Raw genomic sequence first — 23,792 nt, 5'->3', positions numbered from 1 at the left:
GCTTCCGCCACTCGCTTGAAATTAGTATCCGTCACATCAAATGTAATATACACCAGAGAGTAACAATTTTTATGAGGACGCGATTGTCTCTTTCTTCACATCTTGAAGGCCTTTCAGCATGCCGAGTACGGTCTCCAGCCACTCTTCGGTTTTGCGGCCTTTCGTCTGCACTGAGATTTTCAGTTTTTTCCCTTCCATTCCCAGTCCGATCTGCCGGCCGTATTTATTGCCGAGTTCAAACAATTTCTGGCCGTCAATCTGGGCGCTGGCCTCTTCCGAAATAGTGAATCTGACCGCGTCCTTATCCTGCTTGATGAGTTCGACGCGTTCATATTTGCCGTACACCTTCATCTCAGCAACTGTAAACAGCCATTCAACCTCTTTAGGATAACTGCCGAACCTGTCGATGATTTCATCTTGAAGCTCATTTTTCTCCTCAATTGTAGCGATTGATCTGAAGCGTTTATACATGTCGATTTTTTGCTTGCCGTCTTGTATATAGTTTTCAGGAATATAAGCGTCCAGCTCGATATCGATTTCTGTCTCAAACTGTTCGCTTTTCGGCGTATCGCCTTTACGCTCTTCAATGGCTTCTTTGAGCATTTGCGAATACAGATCAAAACCGACTGAGTCGATGAAACCGTGCTGCTGGGCGCCGAGAAGGTTCCCCGCTCCCCTGATCGTCAAGTCACGCATGGCAATTTTAAACCCTGATCCCAGCTCGGTAAATTCTTTAATCGCCTGCAGCCGTTTTTCCGCCACCTCAGTAAGCACTTTGTCTCTGCGGTACGTAAAATACGCGTAAGCGACACGGTTGGAGCGGCCGACCCGTCCTCGCAGCTGATACAGCTGAGACAGCCCCATTTTGTCTCCGTCAAACACAATCAAGGTATTGACGTTCGGTATATCTACGCCTGTCTCAATAATGGTCGTGCTGACGAGGACATCTGATTCCCCTTCCAGAAAATTAAGCATGACGCTTTCCAATTCATTTTCGGTCATTTTTCCGTGGGCGTATGCCACTTTCGCATCGGGAACAAGCATGGAAATTTCGTCAGCCTTCCGCTCGATATCATCCACGCGGTTGTACAAGAAATATACCTGTCCTCCGCGCGCCAGTTCTCTTTCGATGGCTTCTCGTACAAGCGCGCCGTTGTATTCCACGACATATGTCTGGACAGGGAAACGGTTTTCCGGCGGCGTTTCAATAACAGATAAGTCCCGCACACCGAGCATGGACATATGAAGCGTACGCGGAATCGGCGTCGCCGTCAGAGTCAGCACATCGACATTGGCTTTGATCTGTTTGATTTTTTCCTTATGCGTAACGCCGAAGCGCTGCTCCTCGTCGATGATGAGCAAGCCGAGATCTTTATAGACGACATCTTTAGATAAGAGCCTGTGGGTTCCGATCACGATATCTACTGTTCCGTTTTTCAGACCTTTGAGCGTTTCATTAGATTCTTTTCTCGTTCTGAATCGGCTGAGAAGACCGATGTTAATCGGATAGTCTTGGAAACGCTCCGTAATGGTTTCATAATGCTGCTGTGCGAGTATGGTCGTCGGTACAAGGAGCGCGACCTGTTTTCCGTCGGCGATCGCTTTAAAGGCCGCACGGATGGCCACCTCCGTCTTCCCGTAACCGACATCACCGCAAAGCAAACGGTCCATCGGGCGTTCTCTTTCCATGTCCTTTTTAATTTCCTGAATGGATCGGAGCTGATCATCTGTTTCCTGATAAGGGAAAGAAGACTCGAACTGACGCTGCATTTCATGATCCGGCGAGAACGCATAGCCTTTGCTTGCTTCGCGTTCCGCATAAAGCTTAATCAGATCATCGGCAATATCCTGAACGGAGTTTTCAACTTTTTTCTTCACCCGTTTCCATTCGCTGCCGCCCAGCTTATAAAGCTTCGGTTCCTTTCCTTCAGAGCCGACGTACTTCTGCACCTGGTCGATTTGTTCTACCGGGACGTACAGCTTATCACTGCCCTGGTAATGAATGTTGAGGTAATCTTTATGAATGCCTTTGATTTCAAGTGTTTCGATCCCCAAATACTTACCGATCCCGTGGTTGACGTGGACGACATAGTCACCGACTTGAAGCTCAGAGTAGCTTTTGATCCGTTCGGCATTTGTCAGCTTCTGCTTTCTCGGCTTCTTCTTGATTCGGTTTTTGAACAGCTCTTCCTCCGTAATGACGGCCAGCTTCATCAGCGGCAGTTCAAAACCGGATTGCAGCTCGCCTTCCATGACATAGACCTGTCCTTGTACAAGCGCTTTGGAGCTGTCCGTTTTGGCGGCTTCAATTTCGTAATCAGCCAGCACGGACGCCAATCTGTCGGTTCTGTCCTTATTTGCGCCTAAAAAGACGACGGTGAAGTTTGATTTCTTAAAGCGCTCCATTTCACCGGCGAGCACATTCATCTGCCCGTGAAAACTCTGCATCTGCCGGCTTGTCACATTCACGATATTTTGAGGGCTTGTATGCTGAACATGACGCAAAAATAATGAAAAGTAAATGGCAGGACGCCGCTTCACGGCCATAATCTCCTGAAAGCTGAAGGATAAATTGATGTCATGCAGAATTTTTCCTTCTTCCAGCAGACTTGTCATGAATTCGGCTTCTTCTTTTTGGAGCTGATCCTCCATTTCATGAATCCGGCTGACCTCGTCTAACAATAACAAGGTGTCTGACGGTGTATAATCTAGCAAACTAGCAGGCTTTTCGTAAAAGTACGAGAGATACTTCACAAGTTCCTGATCAGTCTGTCCCGTTGATAACCGTTCTTTATCATGTGAGATATTGATATGAAGCATTTCCTTTTGTTTGTCCTGCTTCAGCTTCTTCAGACTGTCGGCAAGCCCTTTATCGAGCCTTTCCATCGCGCGGGCTTTTTCTTCCGCCCGGATGATCAGTTCCTTCGCCGGTCCGATGGCCACCGTTTTTAGCGTCTCAATTGATCTCTGGTCATCAGAGTTGAAGCTTCTGATGGAGTCGACCTCCGTATCAAACAGCTCAATCCGCACCGGATGTTCTGACGTCAGCGGATAAATGTCGATTATTCCGCCGCGAATACTGAATTCACCGGGTGCAGAAACCATATCGGAACGCTCATACCCCACCTCTACAAGGCGTGCAGACAGCTGATCCTGTTCTATATCGTCTCCGAGTGATATGGTGATTTGGCTGCTTTTCCACAGTTCTTTCGGCGGAAGCATTCTTCTCAGTGCTGCAACGGGCGCCACTACGACAGGCGCTTCTCCGTTTGTTAATCTATTAATGACATCAAGCCGCTGAGCGCGCAGTTCAGGACTCGCCACCGCAATTTCTGAAGAAATCAATTCATTTACGGGGTATAAAAAAACAGATTGATCCCCGAGAAGCGCCGTCAGATCTTCCGTCACTTTTTGGGCCTGATATAAATTATGAGTGATAAAGAAAATCGGCTTTTTCGTTTCCTGTGCAAGGGCGGAGGTAAAAACAGAACGCGCGGAACCTGACAGACCCGCAAGCAGCTGTTCCTTCAGCCCCTCATGTAAACCGTTAACAATGGATTTAAAATCATCGCTTTCTTTAATAAAGGTTTGAATATTGTCCATATGGGCCCCTCCTCTCTATTTTCTGCAAGAACAGAAAAACGCTTTGGTCTAGAATCTACACCAAAGCTCATTATTGAATAAATGTGTTGTGTTCATGGTAGTGCGGATTGCGCTCCAGCGCCTCTTGGCAGTCTTCACAAATTGTAAGAACATGGACATCTCCATTGTCTTTATATGAAATCATATCGTTTCTTTCCTCATTTGTTAAGTGCTGAAATCCAAGTGACTGTGTCGGCACCGACGAATACTCCAGGCTCCCTACCTTAAAACCGCAGTGGCGGCAGAAATAATGCAAAGCCATACATTGGACCTCCTGATGTGAAAAAATCATTTTTCCCTAGTATGGTCTCCCATTATTTATCTTATACATTTGCATTAAATTCGTTCATGACTTCTAAAAATGGTTTCGTTAAGGAAGCTTCGCAGGCTTTTACGGTTTTTGAGACGGCATCATTGATATGCGGCGCTTCATCTTTCGTAAAAGCGCCCAGCACATAATCAACGACTTTCATTCCGTTGACGGGACGGCCGATTCCGATTCTGACCCGGTCAAATTCAGGGGTTCCGAGGTGCTGAATAAGCGATTTAATTCCGTTGTGTCCGCCTGCGCTCCCCTTCGTCCGGAGCCTGATTTTGCCCGTCGGAAGATCCAGGTCATCGTATATGACTTTCAAATCTTCATGACCGGCATCATAATAATCCAATAGCGGCCGCAAACATTCCCCTGATAAATTCATATATGTAAGCGGTTTAACAAGTAGAACTTTTTTTCCGGAAACAAAACCGATTCCGTAAAGTCCGTTGAATTTCGTTTTATTCAATTCAATATTCCATTCTTTAGAAAGCTCGTCAATGGCCATAAAGCCGACATTATGTCTCGTGTTCTCGTAGGTTTTTCCCGGGTTACCCAGACCGGCAATCACAAGCATCGTAAATCCTCCCTCAACATCGCTGTAATTCTTCTCATTCTAGCACAAAAGACGTAACCTCGGGCGGGTTACGTCTTAAAGCGCTTATTGATTTTCTCCTTCGGGCTCTTCCTCAGGAGACGGTTCTGCATCTTCTTCGAATGCTTCCTGCTTAGGAGGAAGGATGGAAGCCACGACTTCTTCCGGGTCGTTTGTAAATGTATAATTGCCGTCAGCAGTCAGATCTGCGATGGTCAGTGCATCATTCATTTCAAGCCCGGAAATATCAACATTGATTGTCTGAGGGATGTCCTTCGGCTTAGCCTTGATCGAAAGCTCATGCAGCGGCTGCTGGATGATGCCTCCGTCTTTGACTCCTTTCGCCTCTCCCGTCAGCTGAATCGGCACTTCCGCCTCCAGCTCCTCACTCATATTCACGACTTGAAAATCGGCGTGCGTCAATTCGTTTTTAAGCGGGTCTGTCTGAAGATCAGTCACCATAACCGATTGCTGATTTCCGTTGACATCAATTGTGATAATCGTGTTTTTTCCTTCGTCCCGCAATGTTTTAAGCAATTCGACACTGTCTAAAGAGACAGCCGTGTTCGTTATTTCTTTACCGTATATAATCCCTGGAACATGTCCTGAATGACGGATTTTCCGAAGCGTCGAACGTTTAAAATCTGTTCTTTCATTTGCTTTTAAAGTTGCCATATTCAGCACCATCCTAATTATCGTTTTATCGTCCTATTAGAACAATACCCACAATAACTGGGATTTAAACCTTAAAGTTTCGGTTTAGCTGAATAAATAGCTGACAGATTGTTTCTCGTGAACACGGATAATCGCTTCAGCCAGAAGCGGTCCGACAGAAAGCTGCTTAAAGCGTTCGATTTTTTTCTCTTCAGGAAGCTTAATGCTGTTCGTTACGACAAGCTCCTTGATTTTAGAGTTGTTGATCCGCTCAACCGCAGGGCCTGACAATACAGGGTGCGTACAGCATGCATACACTTCCGCGGCTCCGTTTTCAACCAGCGCGTTTGCGGCAAGTGTGATTGTGCCGGCGGTATCAATAATATCATCAATCAGAATCGCGGTTTTTCCTTCCACGTTACCGACGATGTTCATCACTTCCACCTCATTCGGTCTAGGACGGCGTTTGTCGATAATCGCGATCGGCGCTTTCAGACGGTCCGCAAGTTTGCGGGCGCGCGTCACACCGCCGTGGTCAGGAGAAACAATGACGATATCTTTCAAGTCTTTACCTTCAAAGTAATGGCCTAAAATCGGAACACCCATTAAGTGGTCAATCGGAATATCAAAGAAACCTTGAATTTGCGGCGCGTGTAAATCAAGCGCGATCACGCGTGTCGCACCCGCTGTTTCAAGCAGGTTTGCAAAAAGTTTTGCCGTGATCGGTTCACGTGATCTTGCTTTTCTGTCCTGGCGCGCATAACCGTAGTACGGAATCACAATGTTGATTGTTTTCGCGGAAGCGCGCTTTAAAGCGTCCACCATAATCAGCAATTCCATGATGTGCTCGTTGACCGGCGCACTTGTAGACTGAATGATATAGCAATCACAGCCGCGAATACTTTCTTCTATGTTGATCTGGACCTCTCCGTCACTGAATCTTGTAACAGAGCACTTTCCTAATTGAACTCCTACATTATCCGCGATTTCTTTTGCAAGTTCTGGATTTGAATTCAAAGAAAAAATCTTTAAATTCTTATCTCCGTATTCGTTAGACATGGTAAACCTCCGATTTTAGGATTATTTTTTATGAATATTTTTCACATAATCTTCTTTATTTACTTGTCTTGCTCTGGCAATGGCAAGCGCTTCGCCCGGCACATCTTCAGTTACGGTTGAGCCCGCAGCGACGTACGCGCCTTCTCCCACTGTGACAGGAGCGACCAGATTGGAGTTGCAGCCAATAAACGCGCCGTCTTCAATTTTGGTTAAATGTTTTTTCTTCCCATCATAATTGACCGTGATGGAGCCGCACCCGAGATTGACGTCCGTGCCCACTTCGGCATCACCGATATAGCTTAAATGAGATGCTTTGCTGCGGTCGCCGAATTGTGTTTTCTTGATTTCCACAAAGTTTCCGATCTTCACTTCATTGCCGATTGCGGAATCAGGTCTGATGTGAGCAAAAGGACCGATATTTACATCATTCCCAACTTTGCTCCGGTTGACAACGGATTGTTTAATCACAGTGCGGCTGCCGATCGAGCTGTCCTCTATCTCAGTGTGAGGGCCGATGACGCATTCATCGCCGATTTCAGCTTGTCCCTTTAACACAGTTCCGGGATAAATAACTGTATCTTGTCCGATACGTGCGTCAGGTGAGATGTACGTATTCATCGGATCGATTAAAGTGACTCCGTTTTGCATATGACGTTTGTTAATACGCTCTTTCATATACATTTCAGCCTGAGAAAGAGCGACTCTATCATTCACTCCGAGCGTCTCTTGGAAGTTACCAGTCTGGTAAGCGGCAACAGTTTCGCCTTCGTCTTTGAGGATTTCGATTACATCCGGCAGGTAATACTCGCCTTGGGCATTTTCATTCGAAACCTGTTCGATGACACGAAAAAGAGCCTCGTTATCAAAACAGTACGTTCCCGTGTTGATTTCTTTCACAAGACGTTCTTGCTCCGAAGCATCCTTATGCTCCACGATTTTTTGAACGGCGCCGTCTTCTCCCCGGATGATTCTTCCGTATCCGGCGGGATCATCGGCAACGGCCGTTAACACCGTGGCTTTTGCGCCTTTGTTTGTATGTTCATTCAGCATGGCTTCCATCGTCTCCGCCGTCAGAAGCGGTGTATCGCCGCAAATAACGATCGTGACACCTTTCTCTCCGTGAAGAAATGGTTTTGCCTGCTTGACTGCATGAGCCGTACCGAGCTGTTCTGCTTGGAGAGCGTAATCGCTTTTCTGTCCGAGCTGCTTTTTCACATCTTCGGCGCCGTGTCCTACGATGGTGACAAGCTTCGCTAAAGATAATTTCAGAGCCTCGTCTGCGACGTGCTCTACCATAGGCTTTCCGCATACCGGATGAAGGACCTTATAAAGCTTAGATTTCATTCTCGTTCCTTTTCCGGCAGCTAAAATCACTGCAAACCGCTTATCCATTTAATGGCCTCCAATATCCCTTTTATCCATAGAAAAATATATCCTAAATAGCTGTTGATTTCAAGAAGACATCAAAAAGTGCAAGAATTTTCTATGTAATCGCTTTATTACTGAAAAATCAGATTTAAAAAAGGACTGCCGGAAAAGGCCTTGTGTCAGCCTTTATCAGCAGTCCTTACATTTTGTTATGTTTAAGAAGCCCCAGCTTCTTCATATTCTAATGCTTCAGAGTCACCCAAACGATGATACTCATTTAAAACAGCATCCTGGATCTTGCCCCGCGTGCTGGAATTAATAGGATGAGCAATATCGCGGAATTCTCCATCAGGGGTGCGTTTACTCGGCATCGCAACGAAAAGACCATTGTTTCCATCAATCACACGAATATCATGTACGACAAATTCGTGATCCAGCGTGATGGATGCAATCGCTCTCATGCGACCATCGGTATTCACGCGGCGTAATCTTACGTCAGTAACTTCCACAGTAGTTCACCACCTTTTCCCTATATAAAAGCATTAGTCTAACAATTCCACGATTCTTTTTAAATTCCTGCACATTTCAAAAAGTTTTTTTGAAAATATAGGATATACATACACAATTAGGTGATAAACCGTATTTGGGAATCATATACTGCATAAAAAAAGTGATTCCGGAGACCGGAACCACTTTTCTGAGATTTAAGATTTCACCAGCGCAATGACTTCAATTTCCACGAGAGCGTCTTTCGGCAGTCTCGCCACTTCCACACAAGACCTTGCCGGCTTATGTACATCAAAGTATTGTCCGTACACTTCATTCACTTCCGCAAACTGCTCCATATCAGCAATAAACACCGTTGCTTTTACAACCGTCTCGAGAGAAGCGCCCGCTTCTTTCAGCACAGCCTTTAAATTGCTGAACACCTGATGCGTTTGTTCTGTGATATCACCGTTTACCATTTCTCCTTCAGCAGTAAGAGGAATCTGGCCTGAGCTGTAAAACATGTTGTTTACGATGATTCCTTGTGAATATGGCCCGATTGCTGCCGGCGCGTGTTTTGTATGGATTGCTTTTGTCATTTTTCTGTCTCCCCATTCTTTAAATGCTGTTCTTTAAAAAATCGCAGAAAATTGCCGTTTTGAATCTCAATCGTTTTGTCTTTCATATTGATGGTTGAAAGTGTGAGCAGCGACATGTATTCATCGACAAGCCGTTCATTCACTCCCTCAGCTTCAACCAAGACGCCTATTCCCGCGACGTTCGCATTAAACTCATCAAGCAGGCTGATCATGCCGTTTATGGTGCCGCCCGCTTTCATAAAGTCGTCAATAATCAAAACGTTCGACCCCGTGGCCAAACTTCTTTTCGCAAGTGACATCGTTTGAATGCGGTTAGACGACCCAGATACATAATTGATGCTCACCGTGGAGCCTTCCGTCACTTTATTGTCTTTTCGTACGATGACAACCGGAACGTTCAGATAACTGGCCGCTGCGTAAGCGAGAGGGATTCCCTTTGTCGCAACGGTCATCACCACATCAATCTCCCGCTCCGCAAAAACGGAAGCAAAAAGCCTGCCTACATGAGAGAGGACAGATGGTTTGCCTAAGATATCCGTTAAATATACATAACCGCCCGGAAGGATACGCTCAGGATTTACTAAAGACTGTCCCAGCTCCTGTATAAACGCTTCTGCTTCAGCCTGTTTCACTTTCGGAATGTATTTGACGCCTCCGGCAGCTCCCGGCACTGTAAGCAGCGTCCCAATGCCTTGCTGTTCGAAGGTCTGTTTAATAATCGTTAAATCTTCACTGATTGATGACTTTGCTGATTGATACCGTTCTGAGAAAAACGTTAACGGTATTAATTCATGCGGATGGGTTAACAAATAATTTGTTAAGTCCACCAATCTGCCGCTGCGACGAAACTTCATGAACTTACCCCCAAAATCCGAATAATTTAAAAACAATATAACTTAACATACGGATTTAATCAAGAGCATTCTGTTCGCCGATCATCCGCACCGCGTACACCTGATCACAGAAGCCTCTTAACCCGTTATAAATCCGCTGCACCTTTGATTCGTATTGAACCAAACCGAATACAGTCGGTCCGCTTCCGCTCATTAACACCGCATCGGCACCGAAGCGTTTCATTTGATTTTTAATCATCGCCACCTCGGGATGAAGGTTGAGCGTAACCGATTCCAATACGTTTCCTAGTTGGCTGCATACCTTTTGGAAACTTTTTTCTTCAATTGCGTCAATCATCGCCTGTACATCCGGATGCCGAACCTGCTGCAAATTCAGCCGGCGGTACACTTCAGCGGTCGATACCCCGATCGTCGGTTTGGCGAGCACGACCCAGCAATGAGGCGGCGCACTGATATGCCTGATCTTCTCACCGCGTCCGGTTGCCAAGGCAGTGCCTCCGTATACACAGAAGGACACGTCTGAACCGATTTCAGCGCCAAGCTCCGCGAGCTCTTCGACAGAAAGCTTTAAATCCCAAAGCCTGTTCAGCCCTCTTAGCGTGGCAGCCGCATCGCTGCTTCCGCCGGCAAGCCCTGCCGCTACAGGGATCACCTTTGTAATCATAATGGAAACGCCTTTTTTGACTTGAAACCGTTCTTTGAGCAGTTTGGCTGCCTGATAAGCCAGATTTCTTTGATCATCCGGAACAAAGCGATTATGCGACGCCACTCTGATAACGTTTTCGGGCAGTTCTGTCAGTTCAATCCGATCTGCCAAATCAATTGTCGTCATGATCATCTCCACTTCATGATAACCATCCGGGCGTTTACTCCTCACATCGAGGGACAGATTGATTTTGGCCGGCGCTTTTTCTAAAATACGCATAGCTTTCACCTACTTCTCCATCTAAACATAAGTATGAACATTGTATCACATTTGGAGACCCGGAGGTACTTATCCGAAATTGACGCCGATTTTGACGGCCGATAGAAAAAACCGGGGAACGGATTGTCCCCCGGGCCACTGCATTATCGGTTATTTTGGTTCTGAGCCGCCATCTGCTGTTCGGCAATCTCAATCGCACGCTTCACCATATTCCCGGCATCGCGCGCCCGAATGCCGCCCCAGCCCTCGTTTTTCACCGTATCGTAAAAACCAAGGTCCTTTGCCAGCTCATACTTGAACTCATCTGACATAACTCCACGACGTCTGCCCAAACGAAACAACCCCTTTTATAGAATTGATCACCATTCGTGCACGCCACGATAAAACATGTGACACCTATAGCTTCCGTTTAATCAGCTGAAACTTTCGAGGGAATAATTAGAAGAGCTTTAGAAGGCAAAACAAAAAGCAGTAAACAAAAGGTTCACTGCTCATTAAAATGCTACTGAGCTTGCCGCATCATCATTGAATGTCAATTCAACAGTCTCAGTCAGAATATCAGCATAACTGTATGAAACTCTTTCAAACGAATTCTCGTCTTGATCTAGTTGTATCACAAAAACAGAAGGGTACGTCTCAGCTAAAATGCCCGAGCGCTCAATCGTTTTTCGGCGGCCGCCGTTTGCTTTTAACGTAAGCCGTTTACCTAAATTCCCATCAAGCGATCTTTTTATATCGGACAACGTCTTCGCCATTGCATCCACCTCACTACATTTATTGTACAACAAGAGCCCAATTTTGTCAAACAAAATTTAAATTATATCAACGTTAATAAGTCATTGTCAACAAAATTATTTTGACAAAATTCTATTGATTTCTGCATTATTTTTCACAAGTTCCGGTAATTTATGTATCAATATGTAAAATAATTAACCCGCATAGCGAATTTTATGCGGGTTTTTCACTCATCCATTTGATTTATACGGCATACCGACACGCAGCACACCCTTCGTTTCAATTCCTCCCAGCCCTTTCTCTCTCGTCAGCGTATTTCTTAGGACATCCCACACATTAATCCGCTCCATAAACGGAGTGAAGCTGATTTTCGCGACAATATATACCGGGTCAAGCGCATGAATGTTGACGCGTGACGGTGAACTTGCAAAATTCGCGCCCGCTTTGATTAAAGACTCGAAATGGGATTGGCAGGCACCCGCGAATATGACAAGCTGGTCCAAGTGGGGGACTTTTCGCCTCGCTCTTTGAACCGTTTCGACAAAGTGTTTAGAATGCCTGTAGGCGCTTAAATCGTTCATGTCTCCCTTATGCTTGGAGTATGCATCATGGCCGGTGATGACTAAAATATCCGGCCGGTATTTGTCGAGCAGCTCCTCAATGGATGCCGGCATTTTTTTCTCATGGCAATGAATCCCGTACACCGGCACACCGATTTTTTCGTAAAAGTTCAGGCACTTTTTCAAATAAGCCTCATCGCCGTCCAGATGCAATACCTTGCCGGGCATATGAAAGTAGTGCTCCTGATGCTGATATTGATTCGTCGCATAATATTCCTGTTTTTCCCGAAGCAGCTTATAATCCTGGCGGAGCAGCTCGAGAGATTCATTCATCCTGCTTTCATCTTTCTGCTTTCTCACGGCCTGTTCGTCTTTTCTGACAGGCACCAAATCAGAAAAATCAGCATCCGCAATCAATCTGACTTCGTCACCATGCAGGATGGCAATTGAATTTCCTTTGCTTGTTTGCTCTATGCCGATAATGCGAAATAAAACATCCATTTGATAGGATTTCCTGGCTACCATATCTCCTATTTGAAATTGCACGTTACCCACTCCACAAATAGACTAAGCCTCATCATGAAAGAAGCCTTATCAAATGCACCTCTTTCCGCTGCGGCGCTTGATGTTTCAAGCTTTTCTTGCAGTTGAATGAATAAGGTTCTTCTCTAGCCTATGTAGCGGCAGTCCAAGTGGTGACGCAAAACAAAAAGCCCTTCTTAGAAAAGGGCTTTATACAATCCGTTGGACAGGAGCGCGAATTCTTCTATAGACAGGGATTCACCGCGCCGCTTTCCGTCAATATTCGTTTCTTGGAGAATTTCTTCAATTTGAGCTTTTTTCTCTTTTCCGCCCGGAAGATTGTTCACAAGGTTGTTCAGCAAGGTTTTCCGCCGCTGAGCGAAGCTTGCTTTAATCAGCTGGAAGAAAAACGGTTCATTATCGACGTCAACCGCCGGGCCGTCTCGAAGCAAGAGACGGATGACCGCGGAATCGACATTAGGCTGAGGCACAAACACCGTTTTCGGTACGGTCATGACCGTTTTGGCCTCCGTGTAGAACTGAACTGCGATGGAAAGTGATCCATACTCCTTAGAAGAAGGATCAGCCGCCATCCGCTCAGCGACCTCTTTTTGCAGCATGACGACAATTCCTTTTAAGGGAAGATGCTCTTCCAAAAGCTTCATGATGATCGGTGTCGTTACATAATACGGAAGATTCGCTGTCACCATAATTTCATCACAATCCTGAAACTGCTCTTCAATGACGGATTTGACGTCTGCTTTCAGCACATCCTGATGAATGATCGTTACATTGTCATACGGAGACAGCGTATCATTGAGAATGGGCAGGAGGCGCTGATCAATTTCAAACGCGACGACCTTTTTCGCCCGTTTGGCAAGCTGCTCTGTCAGCGCGCCGATTCCGGGTCCGATTTCAATGACTCCGGTCCGATCCGTTATTTCCGCATGGTCCACAATTCTGTCCAATATGTTTGTATCAATTAAGAAATTCTGTCCCAGACTCTTTTTAAAAGAGAAACCGTATTTTTTCAGAATTTCTTTCGTTCTGATAGGTGTCGCGATATCTTTATTGTTCATCCTGTTCCTCCTGCATCATAGCATCGAGCGCATCAATAAAATCACTTCTTTTGATTTGAAACATCTGCAGCCGTTTTTGAAGCTGTTTGCCGTTTGTATAGCCGATCTTCAGCAGGTCGCCCAATCGTTCGCGGCGTCTTTTGGCAGCCGGCCCGCCGATCAGACCGGCTTGTATTAAATCTTCAGCTGAAATTTCACTCGGCTTTGCCTCCATCTCTTCATGCACATTTTCCAGACATGCTCTGATGCTTTCAATGGATGCGTGCTCAACGCCGATGCCGCGCTTGTTTTTCCGTTTGGCAAGATGTTTGGGCAGAAATGCGTGTTTACAGCCGGGTACTGCTTCAGAAATGGTTTTCCGGATCTTTTCCCCCGGGAAATCCGGGTCCGTCAGCACGATGACACCTCTCGTTTCCTGCGCCAGCCGAATCTGCCTGATGACTTCGTCTCCGATTGCCGAACCGTTCGTCTCAATTGTATCCGCATCAACGGCAAGTTTTACGCGCGCAGTGTCATCGCGTCCCTCGACTACAATAATTTCTTTAATTTTCATTACTTCCTCCAAAAAAACTTTTTATATCCAAAACGAAACCTTTGTTTACATGTCACGTCTAATATACTGAAAATACACTTTACCTATTATAACGAAAAAAACAGAGGGCGCAAAACCCTCTGAATGAATCGGAATTAATTTAAAATTTTTATTTTGACCTGTTTCTTTCCCCAGCGGTACGCCGAAGATTTTTCAGGGAAAAAGACATCAATCCGTCTTCCTTTAATGGCTGAGCCCGTATCTGCGGCCACAGCATCCCCGTATCCGTCTACGTGGACTCTTGTGCCGAGCGGAATGACGCTTGGGTCTACCGCAATGACCTTGGCATTCGGATTGCTTGTCAGGTTAACGCCTGTAGCCGTATGGCCGGAACAGCCGCTGCAGCTTGCGGTATATGCTGTGGAAGACACGGTAATCACTTTACCGGAAGATCCGGCTTCGCCCGAAGATGCCTTCACCGGTGCACTGAGCTGCTCAATCTTGGGACTGTGCCGCTTTGTGCCGACCGCAATGATCTGATCTTTGCTTTTTTCAGATGTTTCTTCTTTGACAAGCTTTCTTGATACTTCTTTTCCATTTTCTTTGACAACATGAAAATGTTTTTTAAGCTTGCCTTCTTTTCCTTTTTGAACGATCTTTTCTTTCCCGTTGTCGAGAGACGCATCCTCTTTTTCTTTCACTCGATACGCTGTTTTTTCCTCAACTACATCGGTGACTTTTTCGATACGAGTGATTTGTATGCCGGCCTGATCTTTTGTGAGCTTTTCGTGTAATGCCGGTTTTACTTTATCTTCGTCTTTCATGTCCATCTTATGCTGCGTTAAAAAGTCAGCGACCGTAGTCGAAGTCGTCCATATTTTCTTTTTCTTTCCCGCATCATTTACAGTGACCTGAAAAGCCGGGTCGACCGTGACTTTCATGCCGTTTGTCACTTTCGTATCTGCTGCTGGATCTATTTTATCGTGCTGATTCACAGGTGTATGCTGTTCGTTCAGAAATGCGCCGACTGTTTTTGCCGTTGACCATAAAGTCTTTTCTTCTCCGCCTCTTGTCACACGGATCTGCTTTGCAGCATCATACACGACATTCATGTTCTCAGCCAATGCTGTCTGCTTAGACGGGGTAATCCGGTCTTCATTTCTTGTCTCTATATGTAAATCTTCCAGAAGTTCCCCAACCGTTTTTGCATGAGTGCGTATTTGCTTTTTCTTGCCGTTGATAGAAACAGAGACTGATTGTTTTGAGAGCTCATGTGCCCCGTATGCAGTCCCGGTTCCGCCCAGCAGAATAATAGCTGCAATAAGAATAACCTTGCTTTTACCAAGCTTTACGGAAAACAGTTTTTTCATTTTTTGTGTGATGAAAAACGCCTCCTTCTCCTCGGAGAGATTATATAGAGTATCTAAAATGCTGTCAACCCTCCCATCTCGAAGATGAAAAACCTTCAGCGTATCCCTCATTATGCAAAAACAAAGCAAAAAAAGAAAGAGAGACATATCGACAACCTATCTTATGAGAAGAAGGAAGCTTGTAGAACCGTTTTACATATCCACTGAATCGGACAAGCCTTTACACGTTACGACAGCGCATTTTGTCAGTTCATGCGGAAAAGTCTTTTTGCGTTTTCGGTTGTTATCGAAGCAATTTCTTCATACGTCAGTCCTTTTAATTCCGCGAGCTGTTCAGCAACATATTTCACGTAGCTTGGCTCATTTCGTTTGCCGCGGAAAGGATGTGGTGTCAGGAAAGGACAGTCCGTTTCGATCAGCAAACGGTCATTCGGAATTTCCTTTGCCACTTCTTTTGGTTTCTTCGCATTTTTGAAGGTAACCGGCCCTCCGAATGAAATATAGAAATTCATATCCATACACTGCCGCGCAACCTCCGCGCTGCCCGTAAAGCAGTGCATAATACCGCCGACTTCTTCCGCTCCCTCTTCTTTCAAAATCGTGACAACATCCTCAGTCGCATCACGGTTGTGAATGATAATTGGAAGGTTCACTTCTTTGGCGAGCGCGATTTGTTTCCGGAATACCTCTTTTTGGATATCCTTCGGTGATTTGTCCCAGTGATAATCAAGGCCCATTTCTCCGATTGCCACGACTTTTTCATGAGCGGACAGTTCCTTAATCCATGATAAATCTTCCTCTGTCATGTCAATCGCGTCTACCGGATGCCAGCCGATCGCAGCGTATATAAAGTCATATTCCTCAATCAGCTCCATCGCCCGCGTGATTGTAGGTTTGTCGAATCCGACAACGACGATTCGTTCAACTTTTTCAGCCTTTGCACGCGCAATGACTTCTTCTAAGTCTGTGTCAAATTGCTCGGCGTTTAAGTGCGCATGTGTATCAAAAAGCATCATAAAAACTCCTTTCTTGTTGAAAAACAAAAGGTGTTCGACGAAATGTTACACGTGAAACACCTTTTGCATCTATTATTTAATTCTAGTGCCTTTCGGTAATGACTGGTCGACAGCTACAACCTTAAGGACGCCGTCAGATTCTCCTGCCAGTATCATCCCTTGGGAAAGCTCGCCTCTCAGTTTTACCGGTTTTAGATTCGTTACACAAATGATCTTCATTCCCACAAGCTGATCCGGCGTGTAATGCTTTGCGATACCTGATACAACTTGGCGCTGTTCAAAGCCCAGATCAATTTGCAGCTTCAGCAGACGGTCCGCTTTTTTCACCGGTTCTGCGGACAAGACTTCTGCGACGCGAAGTTCTGTATCCATAAATTGATCAAACGTAATTTCCGGAAGACGCTCTGCTTCTTGCGGCTCTTCTGTTTTTTCTTCTTTCACAGGAGCAGTCCCTTGCATTTTTTGCTTGATGTAAGCTACTTCCTCTTCAGCTTCAAGACGAGGGAAAAGCGGCTCCCCTTTTTTCACTTTCGCGTTCTTTAATTGACCGAATGTCTGAATGCTGTCCCAAGCTTTAAGAGACTGATCCTCAATTCCGAGCTGAGCAAACATTTTTTCAGGCGTCTGCGTTAAGAAAGGCTGAAGCAGTACGGCCGAAATACGCAGTGATTCAGCTAAATGATACATGACAGAACGTAATTCTTTTTCTTTTTTCGGATCTTTTGCCAGCACCCACGGAGCAGTTTCATCAATATATTTGTTCGTACGGCTGATTAATTGCCATAACGTTGATAAAGCCACTGAGAACTCCATGTTTTCCATTGCCTTTTCATATGCTTTAACCGTTTCACCGGCTACAGAAGAAAGCTCTTGATCAAAATCAGTCACATTTCCTTCATATGAACCGATCTCACCGTCAAAATATTTTTGGATCATAGCAACTGTACGATTCAGAAGGTTTCCTAAGTCGTTTGCCAAGTCATAATTAATCCGTTCTACAAAACCTTCCGGCGTAAAGACACCGTCTGAACCAAACGGCACTTCGCGAAGCAGGTAATAGCGAAGCTCATCCAAGCCGTAGCGTTCAATCAGTGTTACCGGATCAACGACATTTCCTTTTGATTTCGACATTTTTCCGTCTTTCATCAATAACCAGCCATGCGCGAATACTTGCTTAGGGAGCGGGAGATCAAGCGCCATCAGCATAATCGGCCAGTAAATGGTATGAAAACGGACAATTTCTTTACCGACAAGGTGGACGTCAGCAGGCCAGTACTTTTTGTAAAGCTCATCATTTTCCGTATCGTAACCGAGCGCCGTAATGTAGTTGAACAATGCGTCAATCCATACATACACGACATGCTTCGGGTTTCCCGGCACTTTTACGCCCCAGTCAAACGTCGTTCTGGAAACGGCCAAATCTTCAAGCCCCGGTTTAATGAAATTGTTAATCATTTCATTTTTGCGTGATTCAGGCTGGATGAAGGAAGGATTGTCCTCATAAAACTTCAGCAGGCGGTCTGCATATTTGCTCATGCGGAAGAAGTATGACTCCTCTTTGATTAATTCGACTGGATGGCCGCTGTCCGGGCTTTTTCCGCCGACAACCTCACCCTTTTCATTTCGTTCCACATCCACCAGCTGTGTTTCAGTATAGAATGTTTCATCAGGGATGCTGTACCAGCCCTCATACTCATCCAGATAGATATCACCATTATCAAGAAGCTTTTGGAACACTTTCTCAATAATTTCTTTATGCCGGCTTTCCGTCGTCCGGATGAAATCATCGTGAGAAATGTCGAGCTGCTTCCATAGTTTTTGGATCTCAGCCACAGCACGATCCACATAAGCCTGAGGTGTGATATTCTCTTCCTCCGCTTTCTGCTGGATTTTTTGTCCGTGTTCATCTGTTCCTGTCAGGTAGCGTACGTCAAATCCCTTTAATCTTTTGTAACGCGCCATCGCATCGCCGGCCACGGTAGTATAAGCATGGCCGATATGTAATTTTCCGCTCGGATAATATATCGGGGTCGTAATATAAAAAGTATTATTGTCTTGCGGCATGTTGCAACCTCCCATTCAGAATGTCGAAAAGCTCACGCCCAAAGGACGAGAGCGGTTTTATTTGATATACAATATTGATATTTGTCCTCTATCTATGATACCATCTTAGCCTTTAAGATCAAGGATATATACGTACTGCACATAAAAGAGTAAATAAAATTAAAAATTTTTATTGAAATTAAAAAAAGTCTTAACATGTCGAAATTTGTCGTATATAATCTACTAATATAAAACATCTTGGTTCGAAAGTCTTGATTTAAAAGGATTTTCAGTAGGATAATAGGTTCGAAAAAGCAGTCAAAAAGCCTGTTATTTCAGGATTTCCAAGGCTTTACTTACTATAAGAACTAATTCTTACAATCAATAGTAAACAAAAAGATTGACGATTATTGGAAACCTTGTTATGCTAGGAATGTAAGGAATTTTGTCGAATAATGACGAAGAAAAATATAAACTACAAAATAATTATCTCTCGGGAGGAGACTGTTAATGAAATCTACTGGTATCGTACGTAAAGTTGATGAACTTGGACGCGTAGTTATCCCTATCGAACTTCGCCGTACACTGGGCATCGCAGAAAAAGACGCTCTTGAAATTTATGTTGATGATGAAAAAATCATCCTTAAAAAATATAAACCAAACATGACTTGCCAAGTTACTGGTGAAGTTTCTGATGATAACCTTAAACTTGCCGGCGGCAAATTGGTACTCAGCAAAGAAGGCGCTGAGCAAATCATCTCTGAAATTCAAAATCAGCTTCAAAACCAAAAATAAGTTATTTCATACAAAAACCGTTCTTGTTACGATACAAGAACGGTTTTTTTTATGATTGAATGTGATAAGCGTCATAAATCTCGCGTTTCGGAACGTTCCGATCTACCGCTGTTTGTTTTATGGCCTGTTTGGAAGATGCTCCTTCGTTTATGTAATGCTCCACATGCTCTTTCTCAGAAAGCTCCGTCCACCAAGGCTTGTCATCTTCATCCGGTTCAGCGGCTTGATTGCCTTCGACAACGAGACAGAACTCACCGCGGATTTGGTCTTCATTTGCCCATTCCATCACCTCGGCGACCGTTCCTCTGATAAATTCCTCGTACTTTTTCGTTAATTCTCTCGTGACGGCGATGTTTCGATTTCCCAAAACGTCATGCATGGCGGTTAACGTTTCTTTTAATCGGTGCGGCGCTTCGTAAAAAATCAACGTTTCCTGGCGTTTTTTCAGGATTTCGAGTTCTTTCTTCTTTTCTTTTTTCTGTCTGTTTAAGAATCCGTAGAAGAAAAACGGCTGCGGGGTGATGCCTGATGCAGTCAGCGCGGTTAACGCCGCATTTGCACCGGGAAGCGGAACGACATAACCGCCGATTTGGGTAAAATCTCTTACAATCTCAGCCCCCGGATCGGAAATTGTCGGCATACCGGCGTCACTGACCAAAGCAACATTCTTTCCATTTTTCAGCCATTCAATAATTTTGTGGCCGCTGCTTTCTTTGTTGTGTTCATGATAGCTGGTGAGAGATGTTTCTATGTCATAGACGTGGCACAGCTTTTTCGTCTGTCTCGTATCTTCGGCAGCTATAACATCGACCGATTTCAGCGTCTCCACTGCACGAAAGGTCATGTCCTCCAAGTTGCCGATCGGTGTAGGAACAAGATAAAGGATTCCCATTTCAGATTTTCCGTTAAAACTCATCTGGCGACTTAACATATACAGCCTCCTTGCTGCTTCGTTTTTCTTCTATATATTGTTCTTTTTTCTTTCGGGTCAGCTGCTTAAAACGGTATTCCGCCTGCATGGCTTCCCGTTTTGTGTCAAATGATTCCGCATGGCATAACGAAACCGGCCTCCGCGCCCTTGTGTACTTCGCGCCCTTTCCCTCATTGTGAGTTTTCAGCCGTTTTTGCAGATCATTTGTATAACCGGCATACAGACTGTTGTCATTACACAGCAGCACATAAAAGAAATGACTATTTGTCTCCATATAAAATCGTGCGGATCTCTTTCGTATATTCATTTTGTTCATCATATACAAACAGCGGAGGAAGAATTTTGAGATCAGGTCGGCCGCCTTTAATTCCTTCAACCAAAATAGTGTTCGCTTCTTTTCCTTGTTTCGGATAAATAAACTGAACCCGCTTCGGTTCTATTCGGTACGCTTTCATTAATTCAAAGATTTCCAAAAGCCTTCCCGGCCGATGAACGAGAGCCGCTTTCCCGCCTTGTTTCAGCAGTTTGCTGCTGACGGAAATCACATCTTCAAGCGTGCAAAGAATTTCGTGCCTTGCGATTCTGAGATGTTCGTTCAGGTTTTGCTCAGCCTCTTTCGGTGTTTTAAAATAAGGCGGATTGCAGGTGACAACATCATATTTATTATGTCCGAGTCTTTCCGGCATATTTTTCAGATCATCATGAATGAGGCTGATCTGATCGCCCAGCCCGTTGTATTCCACGCTTCGGAGCGCCATATCATACAAACGCTCCTGAATTTCAACCCCGGTGATATCCGCCTTTGACCTTGTACTGAGCAGAAGCGGCACAATTCCATTCCCCGTACATAAATCAACGATGTTTCCCTTTTGAATCGGAACATATGCAAACTTTGACAGCAGCACGGCATCTAATGAAAAAGCGAAAACCGTCGGGCTCTGTACAATTTTCATGTCCTCTGCTAATAAGTAATCCAATCTTTCATCATCACGTAATGAAACCATAATCTTATTCCTTTCGGCACTCTTTGAAAAAGGCTTCCGACATCAGCGGAAGCCTTTTCCTTATTTTTTATTTAAGAAGGACAGACAAAAAAGGCAATCTCCCTTGCGGACGCTCCCATAATGGACGTTGCAAATATGAAAGCCTTCTTGATACAGCCGGGCCAGATTATCGTAGCCTTCTCCTATATCACTTTGCTCTGCCTTCTGTGTTTTTGTTTCTTTCTGATCGGCTTTGAATTGCTCAATTTGCTCTGTCGTGTCATCAAGCCGCTTACGCAAATGCTTGTTTTCAAGCTGCAGATGGTGATTCTCTTCAATCATTTCGCCAATATGCTGCTTTAAGTCACCCAGCTGACGGTACAGCGAACCGATTTGTTCCTCCAGGTTTATGACAGTATCAAATAACTCTTTTTTATCCAAGGTTCCACACCTCGTTAATCTGTGGTTTGTGCGGATACGACGCCCTCTTCCAAGAGCTCTTCCCAAGTATATTCTATCACTTTTTCACGATTCTTCAGTTCCACCTGAAGCACCCGTTCCAGAATATTAAGACCGACAACCTTTGCGGGGCCGTTTGCCGTCGTAATCATTTCGCCTAAATCCGGCAGCTGTTCTTTTGCCGTCTCATACTCATCATTTTCATACTTCAAACAGCACATCAAACGGCCGCACAGACCGGAAATTTTCGTCGGATTCAACGATAAATTTTGATCCTTTGCCATTTTGATGGATACCGGTTCAAAATCACCGAGGAACGTGGAGCAGCAAAGCATTCTCCCGCACGGGCCGATACCGCCGAGCATTTTCGCCTCGTCCCTCACACCGATTTGGCGCAACTCGATTCTTGTTTTAAAGATAGAAGCCAAGTCTTTGACCAATTCCCTGAAATCAACCCGTCCGTCAGCCGTGAAGTAAAAAATGACTTTATTGCGGTCAAACGTAAACTCAACATCAACGAGTTTCATATCTAAGCCGTGGTCAGCCACTTTTTTCTGACAGACTTCAAAGGCGGACAGGGCCTCTTGTTTGTTTTCTTCTACGATGAGAAGATCGCGTTCATCAGCAACGCGAATAACCTTTCGAAGCGGAAGCACAACATCGTGCTCGTCCACTTGTTTATTTGCGATGACAACCTGCCCGTATTCGACACCTCTTACAGTTTCAACAATGACGCAGCTGTCCTGTTCTATATCAAATCCGTTCGGATCAAAATAATAAATTTTCCCCGCTTTTTTAAAGCGGACGCCTATTACGTTGTACAAGCTTATCCCTCCTGCAACGTTAACACCAAGTGCTCCATTAATCCCTGTGTATTCACATTGGAATGAAGCCGTTTTTTTGCTTCTAAAACAGCGAGAATTTGGTTCGTAACGCTTTGTTGTGTAAATTGCAGCGCATGCTGTTTTATTGATTGGAATAAGTCTTGATAAATCAGTTTATCTTCATTTCCAATTTGGATGGATAATACATCACGGTATATCAATAAGAGCATATCAAGACCCATTTCTTGATGGGTTTTTTCTTTGAAAAAGGGCACCCACTGATCCTGAATGAAGAAAAAGGCATGTCCTTTCCGCTGATGTAAGACTTCATACAATTTTATCACTTTCGCTCTGGACTCTGCAAACTCATCATTTCGACTTAATTCGACTGCTTCCGCAATATTATTTGTCATATTTGCTAAGAGTCTGGCCATGTGAGGGCTTACTTCCTGTTCAGCCAGCCTTTCTTCTATTGCTTTCGGCTGAAGCGGCTGAAACGGAAGAACCTGGCATCTCGAAACGATGGTATCCAATATTCTGTGGAGCTGCTCAGTAATCAGAATAGCGATAGTGTCTTGACTCGGCTCCTCTAAAAATTTCAGCAGACTGTTTGCCGCATTTGTCGTCATTTGATCCGCATGGGATATAATGTACAGCTTTTTATGCGATTCCAGTCCTGTTTTAGAAAACTCCTCCTGAAGCGATTGGATCTGAGCTTTTTTAATGGATAATCCGTCGGGCTGAACCACATGCAGGTCGGGGTGGTTTCCGGAATCAATACGCTTACAGTTCCGGCACTCCCCGCAAGGCTCAGTCCCGTCTTCAAGGCAAAAAAAGCTTTTTGCGAGAAGCAGTGCGGCATCCAATTTGCCAGTACCTTTTTTGCCTTCAAACAGATATGCGTGAGAAAGCCTTTTCTTTTCAATGCTATTATGCAAAAGACGCATCACTCTGGGCTGCTGCCCGGTCATTTCCTTCCATGATATTGCCATTGTATCACTCTCTATGTGTAAAGGTTAATCAATAAACCTTTTATTTCTCCGATTCGATCCAGCAAATCAATTGCCGGTTTTTCCTGATCTAACATCTCTTCCGTCAGCTGGAGCAGCTTTTCATCTATTTCTTTCACAAGCCCCAGGGTCCGGCTGCTGCCGTACATGTCAAAGCTTTTCGTCGTTTCATGCGATAATCCGCTGTCAACGGCCTCTTTCACAAAACGTTTTACCAATCCTTTGAATTTCGCTAAGTCTTTGAAGTTCCTCGACTTCGTCAGTCTTTTCCCGAACGTTTCTATATCCGTTAAGAACCTGCTCAGCTGGTCAAATTTCAGCTTGCTGCTTTGGCTGTCCATTGAACTTTTAAACGTCCCGGAAAGCTCTGCCGCTTTATAAGCAGGCTGCTGCTTCTTCTCAATAAATGTGCGTAAGTCAGAATTTATTTTCACGTCG

26 protein-coding genes are annotated in these 23,792 nt (G+C 44.8%); 1 reads left to right on the top strand and 25 read right to left on the bottom strand.

Annotation, left to right across the window (positions count from 1 at the left end):
- Positions 1-69 precede the first annotated feature (69 nt).
- From mfd to metG, 18 genes are all read right to left on the bottom strand, one after another.
- Positions 70-3,603: a transcription-repair coupling factor gene (gene mfd / locus ABDB98_RS00340; protein WP_438421060.1), complete on the bottom strand. Its 3,534-nt coding sequence runs from the start codon at positions 3,601-3,603 to the stop codon at positions 70-72.
- Between the two features lie 70 nt (positions 3,604-3,673).
- The gene (locus ABDB98_RS00335) at positions 3,674-3,904 is read right to left on the bottom strand and encodes an anti-sigma-F factor Fin family protein (RefSeq protein WP_016936527.1); all 231 of its coding nucleotides are present in this window, start codon (positions 3,902-3,904) and stop codon (positions 3,674-3,676) included.
- Positions 3,905-3,965: 61 nt separating this feature from the next.
- On the bottom strand, positions 3,966-4,532 hold the full coding sequence (gene pth, locus ABDB98_RS00330; protein WP_438421059.1) for an aminoacyl-tRNA hydrolase: 567 nt from the start codon (positions 4,530-4,532) through the stop codon (positions 3,966-3,968).
- Between the two features lie 84 nt (positions 4,533-4,616).
- On the bottom strand, positions 4,617-5,225 hold the full coding sequence (locus tag ABDB98_RS00325) for a 50S ribosomal protein L25/general stress protein Ctc (protein ID WP_060963770.1): 609 nt from the start codon (positions 5,223-5,225) through the stop codon (positions 4,617-4,619).
- Between the two features lie 84 nt (positions 5,226-5,309).
- Positions 5,310-6,263, bottom strand: a complete 954-nt coding sequence (locus ABDB98_RS00320; RefSeq protein ID WP_013350761.1) for a ribose-phosphate diphosphokinase — start codon at positions 6,261-6,263, stop codon at positions 5,310-5,312.
- A 21-nt stretch (positions 6,264-6,284) separates the two neighbouring features.
- The gene (gene glmU / locus ABDB98_RS00315) at positions 6,285-7,655 is read right to left on the bottom strand and encodes a bifunctional UDP-N-acetylglucosamine diphosphorylase/glucosamine-1-phosphate N-acetyltransferase GlmU (protein ID WP_438421058.1); all 1,371 of its coding nucleotides are present in this window, start codon (positions 7,653-7,655) and stop codon (positions 6,285-6,287) included.
- A 191-nt stretch (positions 7,656-7,846) separates the two neighbouring features.
- Complete coding sequence (spoVG, locus tag ABDB98_RS00310) at positions 7,847-8,140, bottom strand: septation regulator SpoVG (RefSeq protein WP_004264660.1); 294 nt, start codon at positions 8,138-8,140, stop codon at positions 7,847-7,849.
- 195 nt (positions 8,141-8,335) lie between these two features.
- Entirely contained in the window at positions 8,336-8,716 is a 381-nt protein-coding gene (ridA, locus tag ABDB98_RS00305) for a 2-iminobutanoate/2-iminopropanoate deaminase (RefSeq protein WP_004264663.1), read from the bottom strand.
- A complete protein-coding gene (purR, locus tag ABDB98_RS00300) occupies positions 8,713-9,570 on the bottom strand; it encodes a pur operon repressor (protein ID WP_004264666.1) in 858 nt (285 codons plus the stop codon). Before purR ends, ridA begins: the two co-directional genes overlap by 4 nt.
- Before the next feature lie 55 nt (positions 9,571-9,625).
- Positions 9,626-10,495, bottom strand: coding sequence for a 4-(cytidine 5'-diphospho)-2-C-methyl-D-erythritol kinase (gene ispE / locus ABDB98_RS00295; RefSeq protein ID WP_016936523.1), 870 nt, complete (start codon positions 10,493-10,495; stop codon positions 9,626-9,628).
- Between the two features lie 143 nt (positions 10,496-10,638).
- Entirely contained in the window at positions 10,639-10,827 is a 189-nt protein-coding gene (locus tag ABDB98_RS00290) for a small, acid-soluble spore protein, alpha/beta type (protein WP_011996172.1), read from the bottom strand.
- 162 nt (positions 10,828-10,989) lie between these two features.
- A complete protein-coding gene (veg, locus tag ABDB98_RS00285) occupies positions 10,990-11,250 on the bottom strand; it encodes a biofilm formation stimulator Veg (RefSeq protein ID WP_003218330.1) in 261 nt (86 codons plus the stop codon).
- A 210-nt stretch (positions 11,251-11,460) separates the two neighbouring features.
- Entirely contained in the window at positions 11,461-12,336 is an 876-nt protein-coding gene (gene yabG, locus ABDB98_RS00280; RefSeq protein WP_438421057.1) for a sporulation peptidase YabG, read from the bottom strand.
- A gap of 173 nt (positions 12,337-12,509) precedes the next feature.
- Positions 12,510-13,391 carry a 16S rRNA (adenine(1518)-N(6)/adenine(1519)-N(6))-dimethyltransferase RsmA gene (gene rsmA / locus ABDB98_RS00275; RefSeq protein WP_016936521.1) on the bottom strand — a complete coding sequence of 294 codons (882 nt, stop codon included), beginning with the start codon at positions 13,389-13,391 and terminating at the stop codon, positions 12,510-12,512.
- Positions 13,381-13,944, bottom strand: coding sequence for a ribonuclease M5 (gene rnmV, locus ABDB98_RS00270; protein WP_438421056.1), 564 nt, complete (start codon positions 13,942-13,944; stop codon positions 13,381-13,383). Before rnmV ends, rsmA begins: the two co-directional genes overlap by 11 nt.
- 134 nt (positions 13,945-14,078) lie before the next feature.
- Positions 14,079-15,404: a ubiquitin-like domain-containing protein gene (locus ABDB98_RS00265; RefSeq protein WP_438421055.1), complete on the bottom strand. Its 1,326-nt coding sequence runs from the start codon at positions 15,402-15,404 to the stop codon at positions 14,079-14,081.
- 134 nt (positions 15,405-15,538) lie between these two features.
- Positions 15,539-16,306, bottom strand: coding sequence for a TatD family hydrolase (locus ABDB98_RS00260; protein ID WP_016936519.1), 768 nt, complete (start codon positions 16,304-16,306; stop codon positions 15,539-15,541).
- Positions 16,307-16,381: 75 nt separating this feature from the next.
- The gene (gene metG, locus ABDB98_RS00255; protein ID WP_438421054.1) at positions 16,382-18,373 is read right to left on the bottom strand and encodes a methionine--tRNA ligase; all 1,992 of its coding nucleotides are present in this window, start codon (positions 18,371-18,373) and stop codon (positions 16,382-16,384) included.
- Between the two features lie 483 nt (positions 18,374-18,856).
- Between metG and abrB the strand changes: the two genes are divergently transcribed.
- Complete coding sequence (abrB, locus tag ABDB98_RS00250) at positions 18,857-19,147, top strand: transition state genes transcriptional regulator AbrB (protein WP_169510469.1); 291 nt, start codon at positions 18,857-18,859, stop codon at positions 19,145-19,147.
- Positions 19,148-19,196: 49 nt separating this feature from the next.
- Here the strand turns inward: abrB and rsmI are convergent, their stop codons facing one another.
- Genes rsmI through ABDB98_RS00215 form a run of 7 tightly spaced genes read right to left on the bottom strand, consistent with a single transcriptional unit; the run spans position 19,197 to position 23,788 of the window.
- Complete coding sequence (gene rsmI, locus ABDB98_RS00245; protein WP_060963778.1) at positions 19,197-20,078, bottom strand: 16S rRNA (cytidine(1402)-2'-O)-methyltransferase; 882 nt, start codon at positions 20,076-20,078, stop codon at positions 19,197-19,199.
- Positions 20,053-20,352 carry a GIY-YIG nuclease family protein gene (locus tag ABDB98_RS00240; RefSeq protein WP_047478056.1) on the bottom strand — a complete coding sequence of 100 codons (300 nt, stop codon included), beginning with the start codon at positions 20,350-20,352 and terminating at the stop codon, positions 20,053-20,055. The genes rsmI and ABDB98_RS00240 overlap by 26 nt, the downstream gene beginning before the upstream one ends.
- Complete coding sequence (locus tag ABDB98_RS00235) at positions 20,339-21,082, bottom strand: tRNA1(Val) (adenine(37)-N6)-methyltransferase (RefSeq protein ID WP_438421053.1); 744 nt, start codon at positions 21,080-21,082, stop codon at positions 20,339-20,341. The genes ABDB98_RS00240 and ABDB98_RS00235 overlap by 14 nt, the downstream gene beginning before the upstream one ends.
- A 60-nt stretch (positions 21,083-21,142) precedes the next feature.
- On the bottom strand, positions 21,143-21,502 hold the full coding sequence (gene yabA, locus ABDB98_RS00230) for a replication initiation-control protein YabA (protein WP_016936514.1): 360 nt from the start codon (positions 21,500-21,502) through the stop codon (positions 21,143-21,145).
- A gap of 14 nt (positions 21,503-21,516) precedes the next feature.
- Positions 21,517-22,344: a competence/sporulation regulator complex protein RicT gene (gene ricT / locus ABDB98_RS00225; RefSeq protein ID WP_004264723.1), complete on the bottom strand. Its 828-nt coding sequence runs from the start codon at positions 22,342-22,344 to the stop codon at positions 21,517-21,519.
- 2 nt (positions 22,345-22,346) lie between these two features.
- Complete coding sequence (gene holB / locus ABDB98_RS00220) at positions 22,347-23,336, bottom strand: DNA polymerase III subunit delta' (protein WP_060963779.1); 990 nt, start codon at positions 23,334-23,336, stop codon at positions 22,347-22,349.
- A gap of 11 nt (positions 23,337-23,347) precedes the next feature.
- Positions 23,348-23,788, bottom strand: coding sequence for a YaaR family protein (locus ABDB98_RS00215; RefSeq protein WP_047478049.1), 441 nt, complete (start codon positions 23,786-23,788; stop codon positions 23,348-23,350).
- Positions 23,789-23,792 lie beyond the last annotated feature (4 nt).

The organism is Bacillus siamensis (genome assembly GCF_051628075.1).
Classification (GTDB): Bacteria; Bacillota; Bacilli; order Bacillales; family Bacillaceae; genus Bacillus; species Bacillus siamensis.
This window is presented reverse-complemented; position numbering and strand designations above follow the sequence as displayed.

Bases quoted from the DNA above. Each gene is read 5' to 3' on its own strand.
- mfd (WP_438421060.1), bottom strand. From the start codon at position 3,603: ATGGACAATATTCAAACCTTTATTAAAGAAAGCGATGATTTTAAATCC.
- ABDB98_RS00335 (WP_016936527.1), bottom strand. From the start codon at position 3,904: ATGGCTTTGCATTATTTCTGCCGCCACTGCGGTTTTAAGGTAGGGAGC.
- pth (WP_438421059.1), bottom strand. From the start codon at position 4,532: ATGCTTGTGATTGCCGGTCTGGGTAACCCGGGAAAAACCTACGAGAAC.
- ABDB98_RS00325 (WP_060963770.1), bottom strand. From the start codon at position 5,225: ATGGCAACTTTAAAAGCAAATGAAAGAACAGATTTTAAACGTTCGACG.
- ABDB98_RS00320 (WP_013350761.1), bottom strand. From the start codon at position 6,263: ATGTCTAACGAATACGGAGATAAGAATTTAAAGATTTTTTCTTTGAAT.
- glmU (WP_438421058.1), bottom strand. From the start codon at position 7,655: ATGGATAAGCGGTTTGCAGTGATTTTAGCTGCCGGAAAAGGAACGAGA.
- ridA (WP_004264663.1), bottom strand. From the start codon at position 8,716: ATGACAAAAGCAATCCATACAAAACACGCGCCGGCAGCAATCGGGCCA.
- purR (WP_004264666.1), bottom strand. From the start codon at position 9,570: ATGAAGTTTCGTCGCAGCGGCAGATTGGTGGACTTAACAAATTATTTG.
- ispE (WP_016936523.1), bottom strand. From the start codon at position 10,495: ATGCGTATTTTAGAAAAAGCGCCGGCCAAAATCAATCTGTCCCTCGAT.
- veg (WP_003218330.1), bottom strand. From the start codon at position 11,250: ATGGCGAAGACGTTGTCCGATATAAAAAGATCGCTTGATGGGAATTTA.
- rsmA (WP_016936521.1), bottom strand. From the start codon at position 13,391: ATGAACAATAAAGATATCGCGACACCTATCAGAACGAAAGAAATTCTG.
- rnmV (WP_438421056.1), bottom strand. From the start codon at position 13,944: ATGAAAATTAAAGAAATTATTGTAGTCGAGGGACGCGATGACACTGCG.
- ABDB98_RS00265 (WP_438421055.1), bottom strand. From the start codon at position 15,404: ATGAGGGATACGCTGAAGGTTTTTCATCTTCGAGATGGGAGGGTTGAC.
- ABDB98_RS00260 (WP_016936519.1), bottom strand. From the start codon at position 16,306: ATGCTTTTTGATACACATGCGCACTTAAACGCCGAGCAATTTGACACA.
- metG (WP_438421054.1), bottom strand. From the start codon at position 18,373: ATGCCGCAAGACAATAATACTTTTTATATTACGACCCCGATATATTAT.
- rsmI (WP_060963778.1), bottom strand. From the start codon at position 20,078: ATGTTAAGTCGCCAGATGAGTTTTAACGGAAAATCTGAAATGGGAATC.
- ABDB98_RS00240 (WP_047478056.1), bottom strand. From the start codon at position 20,352: ATGGAGACAAATAGTCATTTCTTTTATGTGCTGCTGTGTAATGACAAC.
- ABDB98_RS00235 (WP_438421053.1), bottom strand. From the start codon at position 21,082: ATGGTTTCATTACGTGATGATGAAAGATTGGATTACTTATTAGCAGAG.
- holB (WP_060963779.1), bottom strand. From the start codon at position 23,336: ATGGCAATATCATGGAAGGAAATGACCGGGCAGCAGCCCAGAGTGATG.